25 protein-coding genes are annotated in these 20,357 nt (G+C 65.6%); 12 read left to right on the top strand and 13 right to left on the bottom strand.

What is annotated here, in order from left to right:
* Nucleotides 1–51: 51 nt before the first annotated feature.
* Nucleotides 52–1,008, bottom strand: coding sequence for a M48 family metalloprotease (locus ACTHJR_RS02315; protein WP_440521454.1), 957 nt, complete (start codon nucleotides 1,006–1,008; stop codon nucleotides 52–54).
* A 130-nt stretch (nucleotides 1,009–1,138) separates the two neighbouring features.
* Here ACTHJR_RS02315 and ACTHJR_RS02320 point away from each other — a divergent pair, with 130 nt between their 5' ends.
* Nucleotides 1,139–2,386, top strand: coding sequence for a nucleotide sugar dehydrogenase (locus ACTHJR_RS02320; protein WP_440521455.1), 1,248 nt, complete (start codon nucleotides 1,139–1,141; stop codon nucleotides 2,384–2,386).
* Between the two features lie 156 nt (nucleotides 2,387–2,542).
* Entirely contained in the window at nucleotides 2,543–3,541 is a 999-nt protein-coding gene (locus ACTHJR_RS02325; RefSeq protein ID WP_440521456.1) for an NAD-dependent epimerase/dehydratase family protein, read from the top strand.
* A gap of 39 nt (nucleotides 3,542–3,580) precedes the next feature.
* On the opposite strand, the gene ACTHJR_RS02330 is transcribed toward ACTHJR_RS02325, so the two are convergent.
* From ACTHJR_RS02330 to ACTHJR_RS02340, 3 genes are all read right to left on the bottom strand, one after another.
* Nucleotides 3,581–4,363: an FkbM family methyltransferase gene (locus tag ACTHJR_RS02330; protein ID WP_440521457.1), complete on the bottom strand. Its 783-nt coding sequence runs from the start codon at nucleotides 4,361–4,363 to the stop codon at nucleotides 3,581–3,583.
* Between the two features lie 80 nt (nucleotides 4,364–4,443).
* A complete protein-coding gene (locus ACTHJR_RS02335; protein ID WP_440521458.1) occupies nucleotides 4,444–5,247 on the bottom strand; it encodes an FkbM family methyltransferase in 804 nt (267 codons plus the stop codon).
* The gene (locus ACTHJR_RS02340) at nucleotides 5,244–5,810 is read right to left on the bottom strand and encodes an aspartyl/asparaginyl beta-hydroxylase domain-containing protein (protein WP_440521459.1); all 567 of its coding nucleotides are present in this window, start codon (nucleotides 5,808–5,810) and stop codon (nucleotides 5,244–5,246) included. Before ACTHJR_RS02340 ends, ACTHJR_RS02335 begins: the two co-directional genes overlap by 4 nt.
* 108 nt (nucleotides 5,811–5,918) lie before the next feature.
* Here ACTHJR_RS02340 and ACTHJR_RS02345 point away from each other — a divergent pair, with 108 nt between their 5' ends.
* From ACTHJR_RS02345 to ACTHJR_RS02365, 5 genes are all read left to right on the top strand, one after another.
* On the top strand, nucleotides 5,919–7,109 hold the full coding sequence (locus tag ACTHJR_RS02345) for a sulfotransferase (protein WP_440521460.1): 1,191 nt from the start codon (nucleotides 5,919–5,921) through the stop codon (nucleotides 7,107–7,109).
* A 61-nt stretch (nucleotides 7,110–7,170) separates the two neighbouring features.
* Nucleotides 7,171–8,094, top strand: coding sequence for an HPr kinase/phosphorylase (locus ACTHJR_RS02350; RefSeq protein ID WP_440521462.1), 924 nt, complete (start codon nucleotides 7,171–7,173; stop codon nucleotides 8,092–8,094).
* Nucleotides 8,091–8,987 (top strand): sulfotransferase domain-containing protein, encoded by an 897-nt coding sequence (locus ACTHJR_RS02355; protein ID WP_440521463.1) that lies wholly within the window; start codon nucleotides 8,091–8,093, stop codon nucleotides 8,985–8,987. The genes ACTHJR_RS02350 and ACTHJR_RS02355 overlap by 4 nt, the downstream gene beginning before the upstream one ends.
* Entirely contained in the window at nucleotides 8,984–9,250 is a 267-nt protein-coding gene (locus tag ACTHJR_RS02360) for a PqqD family peptide modification chaperone (RefSeq protein WP_440521464.1), read from the top strand. Before ACTHJR_RS02355 ends, ACTHJR_RS02360 begins: the two co-directional genes overlap by 4 nt.
* A 48-nt stretch (nucleotides 9,251–9,298) precedes the next feature.
* Nucleotides 9,299–11,206, top strand: a complete 1,908-nt coding sequence (locus ACTHJR_RS02365) for an asparagine synthase-related protein (protein WP_440521465.1) — start codon at nucleotides 9,299–9,301, stop codon at nucleotides 11,204–11,206.
* A gap of 31 nt (nucleotides 11,207–11,237) precedes the next feature.
* On the opposite strand, the gene ACTHJR_RS02370 is transcribed toward ACTHJR_RS02365, so the two are convergent.
* Nucleotides 11,238–11,402 (bottom strand): hypothetical protein, encoded by a 165-nt coding sequence (locus tag ACTHJR_RS02370; RefSeq protein WP_440521466.1) that lies wholly within the window; start codon nucleotides 11,400–11,402, stop codon nucleotides 11,238–11,240.
* A 281-nt stretch (nucleotides 11,403–11,683) separates the two neighbouring features.
* On the opposite strand from ACTHJR_RS02370, the gene ACTHJR_RS02375 reads away from it, so the two are divergent.
* Genes ACTHJR_RS02375 through ACTHJR_RS02390 form a run of 4 tightly spaced genes read left to right on the top strand, consistent with a single transcriptional unit; the run spans nucleotide 11,684 to nucleotide 13,904 of the window.
* Entirely contained in the window at nucleotides 11,684–12,223 is a 540-nt protein-coding gene (locus ACTHJR_RS02375; RefSeq protein ID WP_440521468.1) for a phage tail protein, read from the top strand.
* Between the two features lie 35 nt (nucleotides 12,224–12,258).
* Complete coding sequence (locus ACTHJR_RS02380) at nucleotides 12,259–12,816, top strand: phage tail protein (protein ID WP_440521469.1); 558 nt, start codon at nucleotides 12,259–12,261, stop codon at nucleotides 12,814–12,816.
* A 16-nt stretch (nucleotides 12,817–12,832) separates the two neighbouring features.
* Nucleotides 12,833–13,363, top strand: a complete 531-nt coding sequence (locus tag ACTHJR_RS02385; protein ID WP_440521470.1) for a phage tail protein — start codon at nucleotides 12,833–12,835, stop codon at nucleotides 13,361–13,363.
* A 10-nt stretch (nucleotides 13,364–13,373) separates the two neighbouring features.
* Nucleotides 13,374–13,904 (top strand): GNAT family N-acetyltransferase, encoded by a 531-nt coding sequence (locus ACTHJR_RS02390; RefSeq protein WP_440521471.1) that lies wholly within the window; start codon nucleotides 13,374–13,376, stop codon nucleotides 13,902–13,904.
* On the opposite strand, the gene ACTHJR_RS02395 is transcribed toward ACTHJR_RS02390, so the two are convergent.
* The 3 genes from ACTHJR_RS02395 to ACTHJR_RS02405 all read right to left on the bottom strand — a co-directional run bounded on the left by ACTHJR_RS02395 (nucleotide 13,897) and on the right by ACTHJR_RS02405 (nucleotide 16,112).
* Nucleotides 13,897–14,202, bottom strand: coding sequence for a DUF6916 family protein (locus tag ACTHJR_RS02395; RefSeq protein ID WP_440521472.1), 306 nt, complete (start codon nucleotides 14,200–14,202; stop codon nucleotides 13,897–13,899). The genes ACTHJR_RS02390 and ACTHJR_RS02395 overlap by 8 nt on opposite strands.
* A gap of 220 nt (nucleotides 14,203–14,422) precedes the next feature.
* A complete protein-coding gene (locus tag ACTHJR_RS02400) occupies nucleotides 14,423–15,316 on the bottom strand; it encodes an SDR family oxidoreductase (protein WP_440521474.1) in 894 nt (297 codons plus the stop codon).
* A gap of 55 nt (nucleotides 15,317–15,371) precedes the next feature.
* Complete coding sequence (locus ACTHJR_RS02405) at nucleotides 15,372–16,112, bottom strand: SDR family oxidoreductase (protein WP_440521476.1); 741 nt, start codon at nucleotides 16,110–16,112, stop codon at nucleotides 15,372–15,374.
* A 126-nt stretch (nucleotides 16,113–16,238) separates the two neighbouring features.
* Between ACTHJR_RS02405 and ACTHJR_RS02410 the strand changes: the two genes are divergently transcribed.
* Nucleotides 16,239–17,159 carry a LysR family transcriptional regulator gene (locus tag ACTHJR_RS02410; RefSeq protein WP_440521477.1) on the top strand — a complete coding sequence of 307 codons (921 nt, stop codon included), beginning with the start codon at nucleotides 16,239–16,241 and terminating at the stop codon, nucleotides 17,157–17,159.
* Nucleotides 17,160–17,219: 60 nt separating this feature from the next.
* Here ACTHJR_RS02410 and ACTHJR_RS02415 read toward each other — a convergent pair whose 3' ends face one another.
* From ACTHJR_RS02415 to ACTHJR_RS02435, 5 genes are all read right to left on the bottom strand, one after another.
* Complete coding sequence (locus ACTHJR_RS02415; protein ID WP_440521478.1) at nucleotides 17,220–18,269, bottom strand: FKBP-type peptidyl-prolyl cis-trans isomerase; 1,050 nt, start codon at nucleotides 18,267–18,269, stop codon at nucleotides 17,220–17,222.
* 6 nt (nucleotides 18,270–18,275) lie between these two features.
* Nucleotides 18,276–18,947, bottom strand: coding sequence for an FKBP-type peptidyl-prolyl cis-trans isomerase (locus ACTHJR_RS02420; RefSeq protein WP_440521479.1), 672 nt, complete (start codon nucleotides 18,945–18,947; stop codon nucleotides 18,276–18,278).
* Between the two features lie 3 nt (nucleotides 18,948–18,950).
* Nucleotides 18,951–19,556, bottom strand: coding sequence for an FKBP-type peptidyl-prolyl cis-trans isomerase (locus ACTHJR_RS02425; protein WP_440521480.1), 606 nt, complete (start codon nucleotides 19,554–19,556; stop codon nucleotides 18,951–18,953).
* 110 nt (nucleotides 19,557–19,666) lie between these two features.
* Nucleotides 19,667–19,873, bottom strand: coding sequence for a 30S ribosomal protein S21 (gene rpsU / locus ACTHJR_RS02430; protein ID WP_056428702.1), 207 nt, complete (start codon nucleotides 19,871–19,873; stop codon nucleotides 19,667–19,669).
* 203 nt (nucleotides 19,874–20,076) lie between these two features.
* The coding region (locus ACTHJR_RS02435) for a hypothetical protein (RefSeq protein WP_440521481.1) at nucleotides 20,077–20,357 on the bottom strand (281 nt) is incomplete at its 5' end.

The raw sequence follows: 20,357 nt of genomic DNA on the forward strand, positions 1-20,357 counted from the left end.
CTGATATTGCACCGCGGCGTTACACCCGTAGGGCAGTCAAAGTCTATTAACCTAGCGCAACATCTGTCGCGGCTTCAGGTCGTCTGGTGGGACGATCGTGCCGCCACGGGACGCGATGGCGGCGATCCGCGCGCGTTCGGCGTCCACCACGGCGATTCGCTCGCGCCAGCCGGGATGCGAGCCGTCGGCGAGGAATCCCTCGAACGGCATCGCCTTGAATCGCCGCCACAGCGCCGGCGCCGCGGCTGGATCATATCCCGCGCGCACCATCAACCACGGCATCAGGCGGTCCGCCTGGAGTTCCTTGGTCCGCTGGGTGCCGCCCTCCCCCTTGCGATGGCCGAGCACGTCATGGGCGAGTTCGTGCGCCATCACCGCGGCCAGCCCGTCGGAATTGGCGGCGAAATCGATCAGCCGCGGCGAGACGTTGATCCAGATGCTGTTGGTCTGGGTGGCGTTGAGGTCGTCACCGGCGACGTCGAATCGTGCGCGGCACGCCACCTCACCCGCCAAGGCGATGACGATCGGCTGCCCGCCGCGCTGCAGCGTCAGATCGGTGTTGCCGCCGGCCAGGGCAGAATCGAGCGCCGCCATCGCAGCGGCGACCGGCGCGAAGGACGCGCGGGCGGATTTCGGCGGGAACGCGGCGAACCGCGTCGCGCCGGCCGCGATCAGCACGTCACCGGCCTTGATCCCGGCGCGATCGGCCGGCGAGCCGGGCACGACCAAAGCGACGGTCGGTGCCGCCGTCATGCCGAGCACCCGCGCCGCCGAGGTGCGATACGGTGCGTCATATTGCGCCAGCGTACCGACCATCACCCCGCTTTCGCGAATCTGCTGCCGGCACAGCGCCGCATTGGCGGTCACCAGACGATAGCCGATCGTCGCCACCTCGACGTCCTGATCGTGCAGGACACGCACGACATCGTCCGGCTTGTCGTCGGCGACCGGCGGCGGCGCGGCGGCGATCAGCGCTACGGCGAGCAGGGCGCTTAACGGCTTGATCATTGCCCTACCGCTAGCGGAGCGGCGCGGCGCAAGCCAGCTTGGCCATCGCGGGCTTCGCCGCTAAGGGCCGATGGTCCGGGGGAAACCGGCGCTTCGGCGCCCATCCGACCCGCGTTGCGAAGGAGCCTGTGTGAAGCTTGTCGTCGTCGGCCTGGGCTATGTCGGCCTGCCCCTTGCCATCGCACTGGCCCGCCATTTCGAGGTCTGGGGGATCGATATCGACGCGGGCCGCATCGCCGAGTTGCGCGACGGCCACGACCGCACCGGGGAAATCGACGCCGCGACGCTGGCGGGCTCCAACCTCGCTTATACCTCCGATCCCGCCGCCTGCCCCCCCGCGACCGCTTATATCGTCACCGTTCCGACTCCGATCGATGCCGACAAACGTCCCGACCTCGGCGCGGTGATGGGCGCGACGCGGATGGTCGCCAAAATGATCGACCCCGCCGAGCGCCCGACGATCATCTACGAAAGCACCGTCTATCCCGGCGTCACCGAGGGGATTTGCGGACCCGAGATCGAGAAGGTGTCGGGCCTGACGCGCGGCCGCGACTTCACGCTCGGCTATTCGCCCGAACGGATCAATCCGGGCGATCGCGAGCATACCGTCGACCGCATCGTCAAGGTGATCGCCGGCGAGGACGAAGCGACCACCAACCGGCTCGAAAAGATTTACGGCAAGGTCACCTCGGCCGGGGTGTTTCGTGCCGCCTCGATCAAGGCCGCCGAAGCCGCCAAGGCGATCGAGAACGCGCAGCGCGACATCAACATCGCCTTCATGAACGAGATCGCGCGAATCTTCGGCGCGATCGACCTGTCGATCTGGGACGTGCTGGCCGCGGCCAGGACCAAGTGGAATTTCCTGCCCTTCCAGCCCGGGCTGGTCGGTGGGCACTGCATCGGCGTCGATCCTTATTATCTCAGCCATCTCGCGGAGGAATTGGGGCACGACCCGCGCGTAATCCTGGCAGGACGCGGCACCAACGACGGCATGTCGGGCTGGATCGCCGGACAGATCGACCGCCGCGCCGGCAAGAAGGGATCGGCTTTGGTGCTGGGCCTGACCTTCAAGGAAAACGTCCCCGACTTGCGCAATTCGAAGGTCGCCGAACTGGTCGAGGGCCTCACCGGCCTTGGCCACGACGTCACCGTTCACGACCCGATGGCCGACCCGGCCGAGGCGACGCACGAATATGGCATCACCCTCGACGGCGACGCGCTGACCCGGACTTATGACCTTGTCGTGCTGGCGGTGCCGCACCAGGCCTATCTCGAAATGGACGGCGGGCTCTCCCGATTGGTCGCGGCCGATGGGCTGTTCGCGGACATCAAGAATGGAATGCCCGGTTTGACGGGTGTGGCGCGTTGGACATTGTGACCATCCGTCACCCCGGCCTTGTGCCGGGGTCCACCGGGAAGCACGCGTGAAGCTAGCGGCTCAATGGTTTGAGCTGGCGGCACCGTGGACCCCGGCACAAGGCCGGGGTGACGTTGGAAGTGACCGCCCGCGTGGCGATTGGGGAGTAGTAACATCGTGAAGGTTCTGGTCACCGGCGCGGCCGGCTTCATCGGCAGTTGGGTGATTCGGCGACTGCTCGAGCGCGGCGACATCGTCGTCGGAATCGACAATCTCAACGATTACTATTCGGTCGAGCTCAAGCGCGACCGCATCGCGCTGATCGACGGGCTCAACACCAATCGCTTCGACTTCATTCAGGTCGATTTCGCGGAGCATGAAGCGCTCGAGGCGGCGCTTGCCGGCAAGGACTTCGACCGTATCGTTCATCTGGGGGCGCAGGCCGGCGTGCGCTATTCGATCGACAACCCGCGCGCCTATGTCCAGTCGAACCTCGTCGGACATCTCAACATCATGGAGATCGCGCGCCATCGCAAGGTCGAGCATCTCGTCTATGCCTCGTCCTCGTCGGTCTATGGCGGCAACGACACGCTGCCGTTCCGCGTCGAGGATCGCGTCGACCATCCGCTCTCACTCTACGCCGCGACCAAGAAGTCCGACGAATTGATGAGCGAGACCTATGCCAGCCTCTACCGGCTGCCGCAGACCGGCTTGCGGTTCTTCACCGTCTATGGGCCATGGGGTCGCCCCGACATGGCGATGTGGATCTTCACCAAGGCGATCCTCGAGGGCCGCCCGATCCCGGTGTTCAACAACGGCGATATGCGCCGCGACTTCACCTATATCGACGACATCGTCAGCGGCGTCCTGTCGTGCCTCGATTCGGCGCCAAAGGACGACGGCGAGGAGAAAGCCGGGGGCAGCCGCACCCCGCACGCCATCTACAATATCGGCAACCATCGCTCCGAAGAGCTGGGCAAGATGATCGAGTTGATCGAGGACGCCTGCGGCGTGAAGGCGATCCGCGATTATCAGCCGATGCAGCCCGGCGACGTTCCCGCCACCTATGCCGACATCAGCGCGATCGAGCGCGACCTGGGATTCGCGCCAACCACCCCGATCGATGTCGGCGTGCCGAATTTCGTGTCGTGGTACCGCCAGTATCACGGCGTCTGAGGTTCGGCGCCTTTCTCGCCTCCCCTGAAGCAGCCCGCCTCAGCCCCTCTTCACCGCCAGCAAGGTGTAATCCGCCGGCTTCCACGGATCGAGCGTGATCGGGTCGTACAGTTCCATCCCCTGCGCGCGCAGGAATTCGGGCACCGCCGCATTGCCGAAGCCGTCGACATAGGCTGCCTTCACGCGTCCCGCGTCGAACAGCCCGCTCGCCCCCCGGAGCACTTCGAGTTCCTGACCCTCGACGTCGATCTTGAGGAACAGATCGCCCTCGAACTCGAAGCTGTCGAGCCGCTTCAATTCGGTCTTGAACCCGCGCCCAGGGATATGCGCGACGGTCGCCTTGTCGGCGGTCGCCGCGATCCCCGATACCGCGCCCAGCACGAACTCGACTTCGCCCGGCGCCGCGCCCAGAGCGACGTTCTTCGCCTCGAACCCGTAGCGTTCGGCATTGATGCTGAGCCGCTCGTAGGTGTCGGGATTGGCCTCGAACGCGACCACCTTGAAGTTGGGGTAGAGCTTGCGCAGGTCGGCGACCGATGACGAGAACAGCCCGACATTGCCGCCGCAATCGACGAAGGTCATGTTGTCGCGCAGGAACAGGTTGATGCGATGAAACACCACCAGTTCGTCGCGCAACAGGCTGTTGGTCGACGAGATGCGCGAGGCGCGGAAATAGCCGTTCTCGAGCAGGCTGTTGATCCGGATCGGCCGCTGGAACAACAGGACGTCGGCATCCTTGTCGCCATAGATCGTCTTCATCAGCGTCTCGCGGAACCGCGGCTGCATGTTGATATACTTATGAACCAGCTTCATCGGGTTCATCGGCGCCGTTCCTCCCGCAAAATCCCGCGGCTCCTTTCATGTCGCGATGCACAAGACAAGCGCTTTCGCCCTTATCCGGATCAGCGGGTGCGCCTGACCGCCAGTAATGCGCGCCGGCCCGGGGCGAACGGCGTCAGGCGCTGCGGCGCCAGCAGCTCGAACCCGTAGCTTGCCAGGAAATCGAGCACGGCGGCCTTGTCGTCGAATTCGTCGAGATAGACCGCCGAGACGCGCTCGCGTTCGAACAAGCCACGCGCGCCTTCGAGCACGTCCAATTCCATCTGCTCGACGTCGATCTTGATCACCAGCCTGCCCGGCAGGTCGAAACTGTCGAGCCGGCGCGCGGCGACCGTGAAGCCGCGCCCGGCGATATGCGCGCGCCCGGCGCGATCGCGGCGGGTCGCGATGCCCGACACCGCGCCGGTCGCGAAATCGAGTTCGCCCGCCTGGGCCGCCAGCGCGACATTGACCGCCTCGAAGCCGAAACGCTCGGCATTGACCCGCAGCCGTGCATAGGTCGCCGGATCGGCTTCGAATGCGATCACGCGGAAATCGCGGAACAGCCGCTGCGCATCGGCAATGACCGAGGAGAAGATACCGATGTTGGCGCCGACATCGACGAAGGTGACGCCGTCGCCCAGCATCATGCTGACTCGCTGCATCACCAGCGTCTCGTCGCGCAGCAGGCTGTTGGCATGCGCCAGCCGCGAGGCGCGGTAATAGCCGTTCTCGCGCAGCGTGTTGATCCGGACCTTGCGCTTGAACAGCATCACGTCGACGTCGCGCGCACCGTGTCGCAAGCGCGTCAGCCATTCGCGCAACCGCGGCCGCTCGTTGATCTGCTTCTGGATCAGTCGCAGCCGGTCGAACGGGCCTCGCGTCACGCCGCGATCTGTCCGATCAGCCAGTCGTCGGCCTCGCAATCGATCACCAGATGGACGCGATCGGTGTCGCCGTCATTGGTCACCGCGTGCGGGTCGGACAGCCGCAGATACCATGTCTCGCCCGGCGCCATCGTCACCGGCACACGGTTGAGTTGGAAGGTGACGCCGGGATTGGTGACGATCGGAATATGCAGCCGTGCCTGCCCCCAATCGGCGGCGAGGTCATGGTCCTGATGTTCCTTGATCCGCGAACCCGGAGTCAGCCGCATCAGCCGCACCGCCTTGAGTGGGCAACGGAACGCCGCCATCACCTCGCGGAAATAAGGTGTCGCCGCCAGGACGGGGGCATCGACGAACTCGGTCGCGTCGGGCGGGACGTAAGCTTGCATGATTGGATGCGTCGCCCCGGCCTGGTGGCGCAGCGGCAGGACATCCCAGCGCCCGTCGTAATTCTGCCGGACGAAATGATCGGTCCAGTCGAACCCTTCGACAATTGCCAGATCGGCCCGCAATCGTGCCACGTCGAACGCAAGCGGCAGCTTGGCGCGATCGGGCAACGTCAATGCCGGTTGTTGCGCCCACTCCGTCAGGTTACCGCTCCCCAAAGGCCGCATGTCGTTGGCGGCCGATGTCGACCCTATTCTTCCTCTCACGTGATTGCCAAGCACCCGATGACCGATCCCGACGCCCTTGCTCGCCTGCGTGCGATGCTGTTCGCCGACGAAGCGCTTGCCGACCGGCTCGCGTGCATACTCGACGCGCCGGCGTTCGCGGCGGCAGCCGCTCAGGCCGCCAGCGCCGCCGGCATCAGCATAACACCGGATGCCGTCCTCGCCGCCAGCGATCGCGACCCGCTGGGAATCGAGCGCTTCACGGGGCAACACGTGACGATGACGGCTTGGCCCGGCCGCAACTGGCTGCCCGCCGCCCTCGTGCCGTCGCCGGGGCAGCTCGCGATCGATTGGGTCCATTTCGGCGACGAGCCGCTCCGCGATTCGTTTTTCGAAGATTCGCTGCGCAAGGCCCGGCGCCGCCCGATCAACGCGTTGCTGAAGGTCTGCACGCCTCTCGGTCTGCTGGCCGAAGCTCCGCCGCCCGACGCCGCGGCCACGCCCGACGCGATCATCTTCCATGTGTCGCGATGCGGCTCCACCCTGGTATCGCGCATGCTGGCGGCCATGCCGGGCACGGTAGCGGTATCCGAAGCGGCACCGTTCGACGCGGTCGTTCAATTGGCGCATACTCATCCCGAAGCGCCGTTCGAGCAGCGGGTCGCGCTGCTGCGCGGGATGGCCGCGGCGCTCGGTCGCGATCGCTTCGGAGATCGGCGCCGTTTCGTCCTCAAGACCGATAGCTGGCACAGCCTGGCGCTTCCCCTGTTTCGCGCGGCCTATCCGGATTCGCCCTGGCTGTTCCTGTTTCGCGACCCGGTCGAAGTGATGGCGTCGCAAATGCGGATGCGCGGGTCGCAAACCGTGCCTGGCGTCGTGCCCGATGCCGTTTTCGCGATCGACGATCCGCTCGGCTTGTCCCCCGAGGAATATGTCGCCCGCGTGATCGCGCGAGTGATGCAGGCCGGCCTCGATCACGCCGATATCGGCGGTGGCCTGTTCGTCGATTATGCCGAGCTGCCCGAGGCGGTCGAACGGCGCATCCTGCCCCATTTCGGGATCGATGCCGGCGCGGATGCGCTGTCGGCGGCCCGCGCGCAGAGTCGATGGGACGCCAAGTCCCCAGGGCTCGCCTTCCAAGCCGACGCGGAGGACAAGCGGCGTAGCGCGGGGGAGCATGTGATGGCCGTAACGGCGGCTCATCTCGCCGACCCCTATCGCCAGCTCGCGGCGCTGGCGGCGCGCCGCTAACGCCTTGAACCACCGTCCGGTCCTTCGTATGCCCTGATCATGGTCGCCGGGGGGTGTCAGGGTGTATTCGTATCGCGTCTCGGGTCTCGCGGTCGCCAGTGAGGTCGATCTTCCGGGACTGATCCCCGGGAATCCCGATCAGGCCGTCGACGTGACGATCCGCCGCCTGCCGGTGCCGATGCAACTCGACGCCGCCGAGGCGATCGGTCCGACCTGGCAGCGCGCGGGCAACCGGTTCCTGCTGCGCATTCCCAACATCGCCCGCTTCCTGCTCGAGGACGGCCGCTCGATCGCGTTCGAGGCCGAAGACGCCGCCGAGCCGCAGGATGTGGCGGTGTTCCTGTCGGGTAGCGTGTTCGGCATCCTGCTTCACCAGCGCAACCACCTCGTGCTCCATGCCAGCGCGGTGCTGGTCGGTGGCAGGGCGGTGTTGTTCTGCGGCGTGTCTGGTGCCGGCAAATCCACGCTCGCGGCGGCGCTGGTCGAGCGCGGCTATCCGCTCGTGGCGGACGATCAATGTGCGATCGAGCGGGGCGAGGACGGCATCCCGCGAATCCACGCCGACGGCCGCCAGTTGCGCTTGTGGGAGAAAAGCATCGCCGAACTGGGGCTGGCCGGACGCCGCGGCGACCCGATGCGCAATCGCCTGCGCAAATTCTATGTCGACCCGGCGATCGCCAGCGACGCTCCGGTCGCGGTCGGCGCGATCTATGCGCTGGTCGAAATACGCGATTCGGAGCATCCGCTGATCGAGCGGCCCAATGTCGTCGACGCGACCAAGCTGCTCGCCGCCAATGCCTATCGCCCCCTGCTGGTCCGGCGCCTGGACCAACGCGAAACCTATTTCCAGGGAGGTGCCGCGATCGTCGCCGCCGCGGGCATCTTCCGTCTCAAGCGCCCGCTCGGTTTCGATCGGGTCGCCGCGACGATCGCCAAATTGCAGGAACATTGGGCGTCGATCGGGCTGGGGGAAGGGACGCCGTGACTGCGACGATCTGGCTCGCTTCCTACCCGAAGTCGGGCAACACCTGGTTCCGCATCCTGGTCGCCAATTTGTGGTCGCAGCGCGACACGCCGGTCGACATCAACCTGATCGACAGCACCGACGCGATCGCCAGCGGACGCAATCCGTTCGACCAATGCCTCTTGATCGATTCGGCCTTGCTGACCAGCGACGAGATCGACCGGCTGCGCCCCGCGGTCTATGCTTACGCCGCCAGCGAGCGCCCAGGGGCCGACTTCAGCCTGCCGGTACGGTTCGTCAAAACCCATGACGCCTACACGCTGACCGATCTGGGCGAACCGCTGCTGGCCGGCGCGCGCGGCGCGGCCGGCGCCTTGTTGTTCGTCCGCGATCCGCGCGACGTCGCCAGCTCGTTCGCCAACCACATGCGCTGCACGGTCGACACCGCGATCGGCTATATGGCCAGCGCGGATTTCTGTTTCGATTCCGCCACCGACCGGATCGATCGCCAGTTCCGGCAGCGCCTGCTCGGCTGGAGCGGCTTTGCCCGGTCGTGGCTCGATCAGCGGGACATCCCGGTGCACCTGGTGCGCTATGAGGACATGCTCGCCGATACCGAGGCTACCGTTCGCGCCGCGCTCGCCTTTGCCGGGGCCGAGATCGATTCGGTGCGGCTTCGCCAGGCGATCGCCTTCGCCTCCATCGCCGAATTGCAACGCCAGGAAGCAGAGAGCGGTTTTCGCGAGGCGCCGCGCCAGGTCCGTCGGTTCTTCCGCCGCGGCACGGCCGGCAACTGGCGCGACGACCTGACGCCCGAACAAGCGGCCCGGGTCGAACGCGATCATGGCGAAATGATGGATCGGCTGGGCTATGTCCGGTCGCTCGCAGAGACCGAAACGGAGACGAAGCAATGATCCATCGCAGCGGCGATTGGCTCGCCGCCAGGGTCGGCGACGAACTGGTGATGATGAGCGCGGTGAAGGGCAATTATCTCGGCCTGACCGAGGTCGGCGCCCGAATCTGGGAATTGATCGAAACGCCGCGCACGCTCGAATCGCTGTGCGACGCGCTGGTCGCCGAATATGACGTCGACCCGGCGACCTGCCGTGCGGAGGTGGACGCGTTCCTCGTCACGCTTGGCCAGCACGATGCTGTCCGGATCGACCCGGTCGGTTGAGCGTGGCGCGGCCGGCAATTCTCGATCGACGATGAGAGCGGCCGGACGATGAGCGCGATCTGCGGCGTGCTGCGGTTCGACGATGCCGACGTCGCGTCGCACACCGTCGAGCGCATGGCGCACCGGATGAAGCACCGCGGCGCCGACGGCATCGAATCCGTCGAGCTCGGGCGGCTCGCGCTCGGTCACTGCCTGATGCGGGTGAACCGCGAAGACATGTACGAGGCGCAGCCGGTCATCGCGCGCGACGCCGTGCTCGTCGCCGACCTCAGGCTCGACAATCGCGAGGAACTGGCGGACGCGCTGGGCATCGCCTTGGCCGATCTCGCGCCCCTGTCCGACAGCGAAATGCTGCTTCGAGCCTGGCGCCGATGGGGCGAGTCATGCGTCGAGCACCTGCTCGGCGACTTCGCCTTCGCGATCTGGGATCGCAACCGCGGCACCTTGCTGCTGGCGCGCGACCATATGGGGCAGCGCACGCTCTTCTATCATCTCGGCGAGAATTTCATCGCCTTCGCGACCGAATTGCCGGCGCTGTTCGCGGCGGACGGCGTGCCGCGCCGTCTCGACGAGGATGAGCTCGCCCGGCGTCTGTTGCGATCGACCCAGCGCATCGAGGGCGAGTTTCTCTACCGGGACATCACCGTCCTGCCGGGTGGAACGCGCTGCAGCATCGCCGCCGACGGCACCGCCACGCGCGCGCGGTTCTGGGAACCCCATGCGGACCCGCGACACGCCGGCAAGAGCGACGCCGAGTTCATTGCCGCCTATCGCGCCACCATCGAGGAAGCGATCGCCTGTCGCATCCGGCGGCTGATCAACCCGCCGACATTGCTGCTCAGCGGCGGCTTCGACAGCGGCACGATCGCCGCGGTTGCCGGGCCGCTAGTCGCAGCCGGCGGCGGCAAGCTGGTCTGCGCTGCGTCGGTGCTGCCCGCCGGGGATTCGCGGCGCAGCGCGCGCGCGGCGGTCGAAGCGTTCCGCGGCCTTCCGGGGCTCGACATCCAATATTACGTCCGGGGCGACGAGAGCCCCTACGATGCGCTCGAAGACAATTTCGCCGCGACGGGGTTATGGCACGCGCCCAGCGTCGCGCGTCGCGGGATCGGCAGGATCGCGCACGCGGCGGGGTCGCGACTGGCGATCGACGGGCACGGCGGCGACTATACCGTCAATCCGTACGATACCGCGATGCTCGGCGCGATCCTGCGCCACGGTCAATTTCGCCGCTTCATGCGCGAATTCGCCGCGCGTCGGCGCTTCACCGGCTGGTCGCCGCTCCGCGTGTTCGGTCGCGACATCATGGCGGCGCTGATCCCGCAAGGCATGCAAGCGGGTTGGCGCAACGCGGTCAACGGCTTCGTTCCGGCGTGGCGCCGACGCGGAGTGCAGCTCGATTTCGCGCGCCGGGCGCTGGCCAGCGGCGCGGTGGATCGCAACCTGTTGCGGGATGGCTATCGCACCGGCGCACGCTGGCGGGAGCGATGGCTCGAAATGTGCCGCCGCACGTCCGCCGGCGCGGTGGGGAGCAATTATGGCGCGGCGACCCCCGACCTCGATCTCACACGTCCGTTCCACGACAAGCGCATCGTCGAATTGGCGTTGGCGCTGCCCGATCATCTATTGTTTCGGGACGGTCGCGAACGCTGGCTCGCGCGCACGGCGTTCGCCGACCTGCTACCCGCCGCATTGATCGATCGCGGTCCGGGAAACGACCCGGAGGAACCCGATTTGCTGGCGATGAACGTGGAGGCCGCGCCGGCCATGCTCGCGGCCCTGCGGGGACTCGAAAAGGACGAGACCATGGCTCGCTATCTCGACCTACCGGCACTCGCGGCGATGGTGCGCGACGGTGCCGATGACGAGAACAGGAACCAGCGAATCCGGCTCAATTTCGCGATGGGTACCCTGACCAAGGCGCGCTTTCTCGCCTGGTTCGATCGCAGCAATCTCTAGAAATCGCGGAGCAGGCGCGAGCGCCGTTCGCTCACGACCCGTAAGGCGATCCGGTCGAGGCGATGCCATCGACGCCGCTGGTGCTGTACTGGCGCGTACTATGCTGCGGCGCAGCCAGAATCACCCCGGGCGTTTCCCACCGCTTGCGCTCGTTCGACGGCGCCAGATCGAAAGAAGTTTCGTCGGCAGACGACATCGCGAAAATCCCCCACAGCATGGCGATCGTTGGGCAGCACCCATTGGGCTTCCTTTTGCCCCGAGTCTCCGCGACAGGTCAAGTCGAACGATATTTTGCCAAAGAAATAACTGTCATTTTGAACCTTTTTCTTGGCGAATCACCGTTCGACGACTTTTTTTTGCCGATCCGCTAGGAATCGCCAAGAAAGCCTTTTAGGATCGGCGTCACGCTGCTCGGGGGTTCAGTGCTGCGAATCGCCGATCCCCTTGCATCCGACAAAGCAAGCGAGAGGTTGGAAAATGTCGTCCCCCTTCTTAGCCGAAATCAGGACCTTTTCGTTCAATTTCGCGCCCAAAGGCTGGGCGATGTGCAACGGGCAGATCTTGTCCATTCAGCAGAACGCCGCGTTGTTTTCACTTGTCGGCACTACATATGGCGGCAACGGCGTGACGACGTTCGCGATTCCCAACTTGCAAGGCCGGGTACCGATTCATCAGGGTCAGGGGCCCGGTCTGGCGAACGTCGCCCTGGGTGAGATAAGCGGTCAGGAAACCCAGACGCTGACCAGCCAGCAAATGCCGATCCACACCCATGGCTTCACCGCCACGACGTCGCCCGCGACGAAGAAGCCGGTCAATCTGGGCGTCTTCGCCGACGACGTGGACAGTCAGGCGGTCGATTATTTCGCCGCGTTCAATGCGCCCAACTCGTCCTATGTGAACCTCAGTCCGCTCAGCATGTCCACCGCGGGTGGCAACCAGCCCCACAACAATATGCAGCCCTATCTCGTCCTCACCATCTGCATAGCGCTGCAGGGCATCTTTCCGTCGCGCAACTGATCGCAACCGCGCAACATTGCTAATGAGAGGCTATCATGGCGACCCCCTATCTCGGTGAAGTCAAGATGTTCGGCGGAAACTTCAACCCTCGCGGGTGGGCGTTCTGCAACGGACAACTCCTGCCGATCTCGCAGAACGATGCATTGTTCGCGTTGGTCGGCACCACTTACGGCGGCGACGGCGTCACCACGTTCGCGCTGCCCGATCTTCAGGGCCGCATTCCGCTCCACCAAGGCACCGGCGCCGGCCTGTCGACACGGGTCCTGGGCGAGAAATCGGGGAGCGAGACGGTCACGCTGATCGTGACGCAATTGCCCTCGCACTCGCATCAGCCGGTGGCCAACAATGTCGACCCCACCAATGATGCGCCGGCGTCCAACACCATGCCCTGTCGCCCCAAGCAGGCGGTCGGCGGCAATTCGGCGCAACTCTACACGGACCCGACCAAAACGCCGGTCGCAGGCGATCTGAAGCCCATGCTGGCCGGTATCATCGGCTCCGCGGGAGGAAACCAGCCGCACGACAATATGATGCCATTCCTGTGCGTCAGTTTCGTCATCGCGCTGGAAGGCGTCTTCCCCAGCCAGAATTGACCGGAAGGACAGGACAATGAGCTCACCATATGTTGCCGAAATCCGGATGTTCGCCGGCACTTTCGCACCGAGGAACTGGGCGATGTGCAGCGGCCAGATCATGGCGATATCCCAGAACACCGCGTTGTTCTCGTTGCTCGGCACGACTTATGGCGGGAATGGCACGAGCACGTTCGCCCTGCCCGACCTGCGCGGCCGCGCGCCGATGCACTGGGGCAATGGTGCGGGGTTGACGCCCCGCAGCAACGGCGAACAGGGTGGCGAGAATAGCGTCACCTTGCTCACGACCGAAATGCCGTCGCACACGCATTCGATTTCGGGTGCGGTCATCGCCAATTCCAATCCGGGCGAAACGCCGGCGAGCAACACGCTGTTCACCAATTCGGCGCCGAACCAGCTTTACGCGACGGCGGTCGGCACGCCGGTGATTCTCGCGGGCCAGTCGATCTCCACGGCCGGCGGATCGCAACCGCACAACAATACGCAGCCTTATCAGGCCGTAACCTTCATTATTTGCCTGTCCGGCGTTTTCCCGGCGCGCAACTAATCATTCTTCCATGACCGAGATCCCGGGGCCCCCGGCCTTCGCGCTGCCGGTGGCCCTTTTGGCGCAAGGACTGTCGCTGCGGCCCGAAACCGACGCCGACCTGCCATTCCTGATGCAAGTCTTCGCCTCGACGCGCGCCGAGGAAATGGCACTCGTGCCCTGGACGGCGGACGAGAAGCGCGCGTTTCTGGTCCATCAGTTCAGCGCGCAACGCAAGCATTACCGCACCTATTACCCCGACGCCGCCTACGACGTGCTCGAACAGAACGGCAAGCCGATTGGCCGGCTCTATATCGACGAGCGGCAAACCCGCGTCCACGTTCTGGATATCGCGCTGATACCCGATCGGCGCGGGGGCGGGGTCGGCACCGCGATCCTCGCCGCGCTTCAGGATTTTGCCCGCGCGCGGAGCAAGGGCGTGGACATATTCGTCGAACGGATCAACCCGGCGCGGTCGCTTTACGACCGCATGGGATTCGAGGTGATCCGCGAGGAGGACGTCTATCTGGAAATGGAATGGACCCCCGACGGGGTCAATTGAACGTCGCGCAATAATCGACGCCCTCTTCGCCGCGTCCCGCCGGTACCAGAAAGATATCCTGTTCCCCCATCGCCGGATGGGTCAGGCGATAGATCCCCTGGGGGTGGACCTCCGGCTCCGCGACGCGAAACACCAACTGGAACGGATCGCGGAAGTTGCCAGAATTGGGCTTATGTTCCAGCGGTTTGGCCTCGACAAGCTTGAACCGGACAAGCTCCGAACTCTCGGCTCTCGGTATCGTGAAATCGCTTCCCACATGCGGCGCGAAATCGTCATATGTCAGCGTTACGTGCGACATGGCATTCCCCTCTGGCGACCGCTTCACTGGCCCAAGCCCCGCGCACGATCAAGCGTATAGCACGCTGCGGATCGCGATCGTCGGGCCAGTGCCACATGCCGGCGACGGGAGCACCCTTTTCTAGAGGTCGACGCTGACCGACGGGGGCCGCCCGACTTGGGGGATCGACGAAAGGAGCCCGCCGTTTGAACGACGAGCTCCTTTTCGGCGGCTGGGATGCTCAAACCAGCTTGGCGGGCTTGAGCAAATCGGACAGGCCGACGCGGTGGAGCATCTCGGCGCGCAGGCGGTCTAGCACAGTGAAGCCGACATTGGCGCCGTCTTCGGTGGGATCGTAGTGAAAGCGGAACGGCCGGGTACCGAACGGCATGTCGACGATCTCGACGATCCCGTCGGCAACGCCCTGCACATCGGCATCGTCCGGTACGATCTCGGCGAACGCCTTCTGTACCTGTTCGCCGAGGCCGGCATAGGGCCCCGCTTCATAGTCGGCGAGGCGCGCCTCGTCGGCGGGGCGGCCCGAATGGGCGAAGTGGTTGGTGCCCTTGGTGAAGGCGCCCGGCACGATGATCGAGGTCTCGATCCCCCAGCGGGCGAGCTCGCGGGCATAGAGCACCGCCAGCGCGTCCATCCCCGCCTTGGCGGCGAAATAGGGCGCGAGATACGGCGGCGTACCGCCCGCCGAGCTCGAGCTCGACACCCAGACCAGCAAGCCCTGTTTGGCCGCCCGCATGTGTGGCAGCGCGGCGCGGTTGACCCGCTGCGTGCCGAGCACGTTGACGTCATATTGCTGGGCGAACTGCTCCGGCAGGAAGGCCTCGGCCGGGCCGAACATCATGTGCCCGGCATTGTGGACGAGGACGTCGATCCGCCCGCTCTCGGCGATGATCTGCGCGACCGCGGCATCGGCGGAGGCGTCCGACTGGACGTCGAGTTCGATCGGGCGGATGTCGGTGCTCGGAATGGCCGCCATCTCCGCGGCGTTCCGGGCGTTGCGGCCGGCGACGTCGCGCATCGAGGCGTAGACGACGTGCCCGGCTTTCGCGAGCGACTCGGCGGTGAGGCGACCGAAACCGCTGGAGGCGCCGGTGATGAGGATGATCTTCTGCGACATGGTGCTTTCCCTTCGTTATGCCGAAGCTGGGAACGTTGGCCGTTGAAAATCCGGATCAGATGATCCCGCCATTGGCGTGCAGGATCTGGCCGTTGATCCACGACCCGTCGCGGCCGGCGAGGAACGCCACCGTGTTGGCGATGTCCTCGGGCTGGCCGAGGCGCTCGAGCGGCGCGAGCTTGGTCAGATGATCGATCACCGCCTGCGGCTTGCCGTCGAGGAACAGGGCGGTCGCGGTCGGCCCGGGGGCGACGGCGTTGACCGTGATGTTCCGGCCGCGCAGTTCCCTGGCCATGACATGGGTCATCGCTTCGACCGCCGCCTTGGTCGCGGCATAGACGCCGTAGGTGGGCTGGTAGAGGCCGACCACGCTCGACGAGAGATTGACGATGCGGCCACCTTCGCGGAGGCGCTTGGCCGCTTCGCGCAGCGTGTTGAAGCTGCCCTTCAGGTTGATCGCGACCTGGCTGTAGAACAACGCGTCTTCGCTGTCCGCGACATTGGCCAGCCGCATGATGCCGGCATTGTTGACCAGCACGTCGACCCCGCCGAACGCCGCCTGCGCCGCGTCGAACATCCGGGCGACGGCGGCGGCGTCGCTGACATCGGCCTGGGCCGGGATGGCGCGACCGCCGGCCGCTTCGATCTTGGCCACCAGCGCCTCGGCTTCCGCCGCGTTGCCGGCGTAATTGACGACGACGGTGAACCCGTCCGCCGCGAGCCGCTGGGCGATCGATGCCCCGATACCGCGCGAGGCGCCGGTGACGATCGCGACCCTGTTCGTGTCCTTGTCCATTTGCTCTTCCCTTCGCTCGTTCCGCCCGGTGGTGAGCGGATGAGAGGGAGATACTGGTTGGATCAAACGAGATAATCCGGCAATTTACGGCAATACTATTCGCTAATTACGAACAATGGAGGCGTGATGGACCGGCTCGACGCGATGCGACTATTCACCCGGGTGGTCGACCGACGCAGCTTCACCCAGGCGGCGCACGACCTCGATCTGCCGCGATCGACCGCGACCCAGGTGGTCAAGCAATTGGAGGAACGGCTCGGCGTTCGCCTGCTCCAGCGCACGACACGGACGGTGCGGCCCACCCTCGACGGCGAAGCCTATTATCACCGCTGCCTGGCGATCCTCGACGATGTCGAGGATGCCGAGGGCGCCTTCCTGGGCGCCGTGCCTAAGGGGATGCTGCGCGTCGAGGTCCAGGGGACGATCGCCCGGCATTTCCTGATCGGCGGGATCCCCGAGTTCTTGGACCGCCATCCCGGGATCGAGATCGCGATGAGCGAGAGCGATCGCTGGGTCGATGTGGTGCGCGAAGGCGTCGATTGCGTGCTGCGCTATGGCGCGCTGCCCGACAGCGACCTGGTGGCGCGGACGGTGACGATGCTCGACCGCGTCACCTGCGCGGCGCCGGCCTATCTCGAGCGCCATGGTACACCCGAGACCATTGCCGACCTCGCACGGCATCATGCGGTCAGCTTGCGCTCGATCACCACCGGTGCGCTGACGCCGTTCGAGTTCCTGCGCGGCACGGATATCGAGCGGGTGGAAATGGCCTCGCCCTTTTCGGTCACCGGCACCGAGAGCTTTCGCGACGCCGTGTTGTTGGGGCTCGGCCTGGCGCAGATGCCGGTCTTCCATATCGAACGCGACTTGGCCGAGGGTCGGCTGGTGCGCGTACTGCCCGAGAATCCCCTGCCCGCCGCGCCGGTGTCGATTCTCTATCCGCGCAACCGCCAGCTCTCGCCGCGTGTGCGGCTGTTCATCGATTGGGCGGTCGGCCGGTTTACTGATCGAGCGGGAGAAACCGTGCTATCAGAATCGCCGCGCTGATCGAGCCGCCGCGTGGGACCCGTCGGGAGTGGGACGCCTTCAGAGCATCCCTCGGTGGCGTTATTTCGCCACCGGCCTGGAACCGGTCGGCCGCACGCTGGGCGACGGCGGAGGCGGCATCGGCGCGCCGCCCGTCTTCGACAGTTCTTCCATCTGGCGACGATAGTTGTCGAGCACCGTGCGCGGCAGGAAATCGATCAGCTCGATATCGAACTCGGTCAGTGAATTGGCGGGGATCGCCACCTTGCCCTGGCCGTCGCGCTGTTCCTCCGCGCCGTAGCCCAGCTGCGCGGGGATCCAGACGCGCAGCTTTTCGTGCTTCCTCATCAGCTTCAATGCTTCGGCGAAGCCCGGGACGACGCCCTGAACGGGTATCGGCGTCGGCTGGGAGGATTTGTCGAACACGGTGCCGTCGCTCAGCCGACCTTCGTAATTGACCAGCGCGACGTCGTCGTCGGTCGGCCGCGACCCGTCACCCGGCACCAGCACCCGATATTGCAAGCCAGATCTGGTTTCTACCACACCCGGTGCGATGCGGTTCTTGGCCAGGAACGTCGTTTCGCCAATCGAAGGCGGCACCAGTGCCGCGTCTGCTACTTGGCGTCCGAACGACGCATAAGCCTCGCGCGACATGAAATCGAGCAATTCGATGTCGAACACCAGAGTCGCACTTGCCGGGATCGGACCCGTCGCGCGGTCGCCATAGGCCAGATTGGCGGGGATCCAGACGCGATACTTCGCCCCCTTGCGCATCAGCTTTAGCGCTTCCGCGAAGCCCGGTACCAAGCCGGCAACCGGCATTGCCATCGGCTGAGGCGTCCGGTCGAACACGGAGTCGTCGGTCAGCTTGCCGATATAATTGACCAGCACCACATCGTTGTCGGTCGGCGACGGTCCGTCGCCAGCCGCGAGCATCTGATATTGCAATCCGGACGCGGTCTGGATCACGCCGGGCTTCTTGCGGTTGGCAGCGAGGAAGGAGGCGTCCGGCGCAGGCGTCGACGCGACCGTCGCCACCGGCCCGGAGGGCGCTTGCTGGGCGGTCGCAGGGGCCGTGCTCACGATCGTCGCGGCCGCGATCAGGCCGGAAATCGCGAGCGCGACCCGCACGAACGTCTACTTGCCGATGGCCGGCGCCGCGGCATTGTCCGCCGGCGCGGCGGTGTTGCCCGCATCGGCCGGCGCCGCGTCGGGAGCATCGGTTCGGCCGATGCTTTGCGACATCTGCTGCTGCATCATGAATTGCTGATATTTTTCCTGGCTGATGAAATCGATCAGCCGGACGTCGAACACCAGGGTCGCGTTGGCCGGAATCGGACCGACCGCTTTGTCGCCATAGCCGAGCTTGCCGGGAATCCAGAGGCGGTACTTGCCGCCCTTGCTCATCAACTTCAGCCCCTCGACAAAGCCCGGCACGCCTTCCCTGACCGGGAACGCGACCGGCCGAGCCGACATGTCGAACGTGCTGCCGTCGAGCAGCTTGCCCTCATAAGTGATGAGCGCGACGTCGCTATCCGTCGGATGCCCGCCCTTGCCCGGCTCGAGCTCCTTGAACTCGAGTCCCGAAGCGGTGGTCTTCACGCCCGGCAGCCACGGATTGACCGCCATCCCCAACGAATCGCGCGCGCTGCCGCCCCACCACAGGAACATGCTGAACAACAGCGCCGCGCCGCCGAGCACGGCGAGCACGATTCCCAGCCACAGGACGCGCTTCGACCGCAGGTCGAGCGGCCCCTTGGCGGCGACGGCCTTGGCGGTCGTCGCCGGATTGGCATTGCCGTCGGTCATCGACTATTTTCCGGGGTTCAGGTTTTCTTGACCGGTGGACGGGGCGCCGGCGCCATCCGGCGCGGCGCCCGGCGCACCCTGGCCGCCAAGCCCACCCTGGCTGTTCATCATCTGCTGCATCATCATCTGCTGATATTGAGCTTGCGGAATGAAGCCCAGCAGCTGCACGTCGAAGGTCAGCGGCGTGTTCGGCTTGATCGGTCCCTGGCCCTTCTCGCCATAAGCGAGATTCGCGGGGATCAGGAATTTGTAATGCGCGCCTTTGCGCATCAGCTTGAGAGCTTCGGAGAAGCCGGACACGACTCCCTCCTTGCCCCGGGCCGGATCGGCAGCAGCGACCGGCATCGGCGTCGGCTGTTGCGAGCGGTCGAAGACGGTGCCGTCGGGCAAGGTGCCCTCGTACATCACCAGCGCCATGTCGCTATCGGAGGGATGTTCGCCGGTACCCGCGCTGATCTCATGATATTTGAGACCCGAGGCGGTCGTACGATAAAAATCACCCTGCCGCGCGAGCAGGAAGGCGGCGATCACCGCGACGGCGATGCCGATCCACAGCAACCAGATATAGCTGCGCTTGACGGGCTGCAAAGGAACGGCGGTCACGGACATGGAAGCAAGCCTCGACGGAAAGGCCGCGCACCACCGCGGCCGGGACACGCTGTTCTCGGTAGGTCGGAGGGCCGCTGCTCGCAAGCCCCCACGAAACGGCGACTCGAGCCTTACTTGGCCCCGTCGCGCTCCATCCGCTTGCGCTCGAGCTTGCGGGCGCGACGGACGGCGGCGGCGCGCTCGCGCGCACGCTTCTCGCTGGGCTTCTCGTAATGGCGGCGCAGCTTCATCTCGCGATACACGCCTTCGCGCTGGAGCTTCTTCTTGAGAGCCCGGAGCGCCTGATCGACATTGTTATCGCGCACGATGATTTGCATAAAACCCGTCAACTCCGATCAAAAGGATATAGCGCCCCAGACACTGTCGGGGCGTGAAGTGGGCGGCTCCTAACAGCGGGTCGGGCAAAAGGCAAGCGGCGAGCGGCGTCGCGCGCCCATCGATCCGCCGGCGTCGCGGCGGCGCAAAGTGGCAAGGGCCGCCGATCTCGCCGGCGAAAATACCCTGCTAAAGTCGAATCGTCTCAGATCCTGCGATGCTTCCCGCCATAGCGGCGACCGATGTAGTCGCCGATCCGGCCCATCTCGGTCGCCGCCGCCAACGCCTCGGCGCCGCAACAGGGGGTCGGATTGTCGGCGCGGTCGGCGGCGTGCGCCACCTTGTCGCAGAGATTCTCGATATCGGCCCGCGTCAGCACGTTCTTCTCGCGCAGCACGCACAACAGGCTCTGCAGGATCAGCATCGCCTTGTCGCTGGATTCCCCGGCGACAAGATCGGCATCGTTCATCATCACCTCTCCGTTTT

The organism is Sphingomonas sp. (genome assembly GCF_051962185.1).
Lineage (GTDB): Bacteria > Pseudomonadota > Alphaproteobacteria > Sphingomonadales > Sphingomonadaceae > Sphingomonas.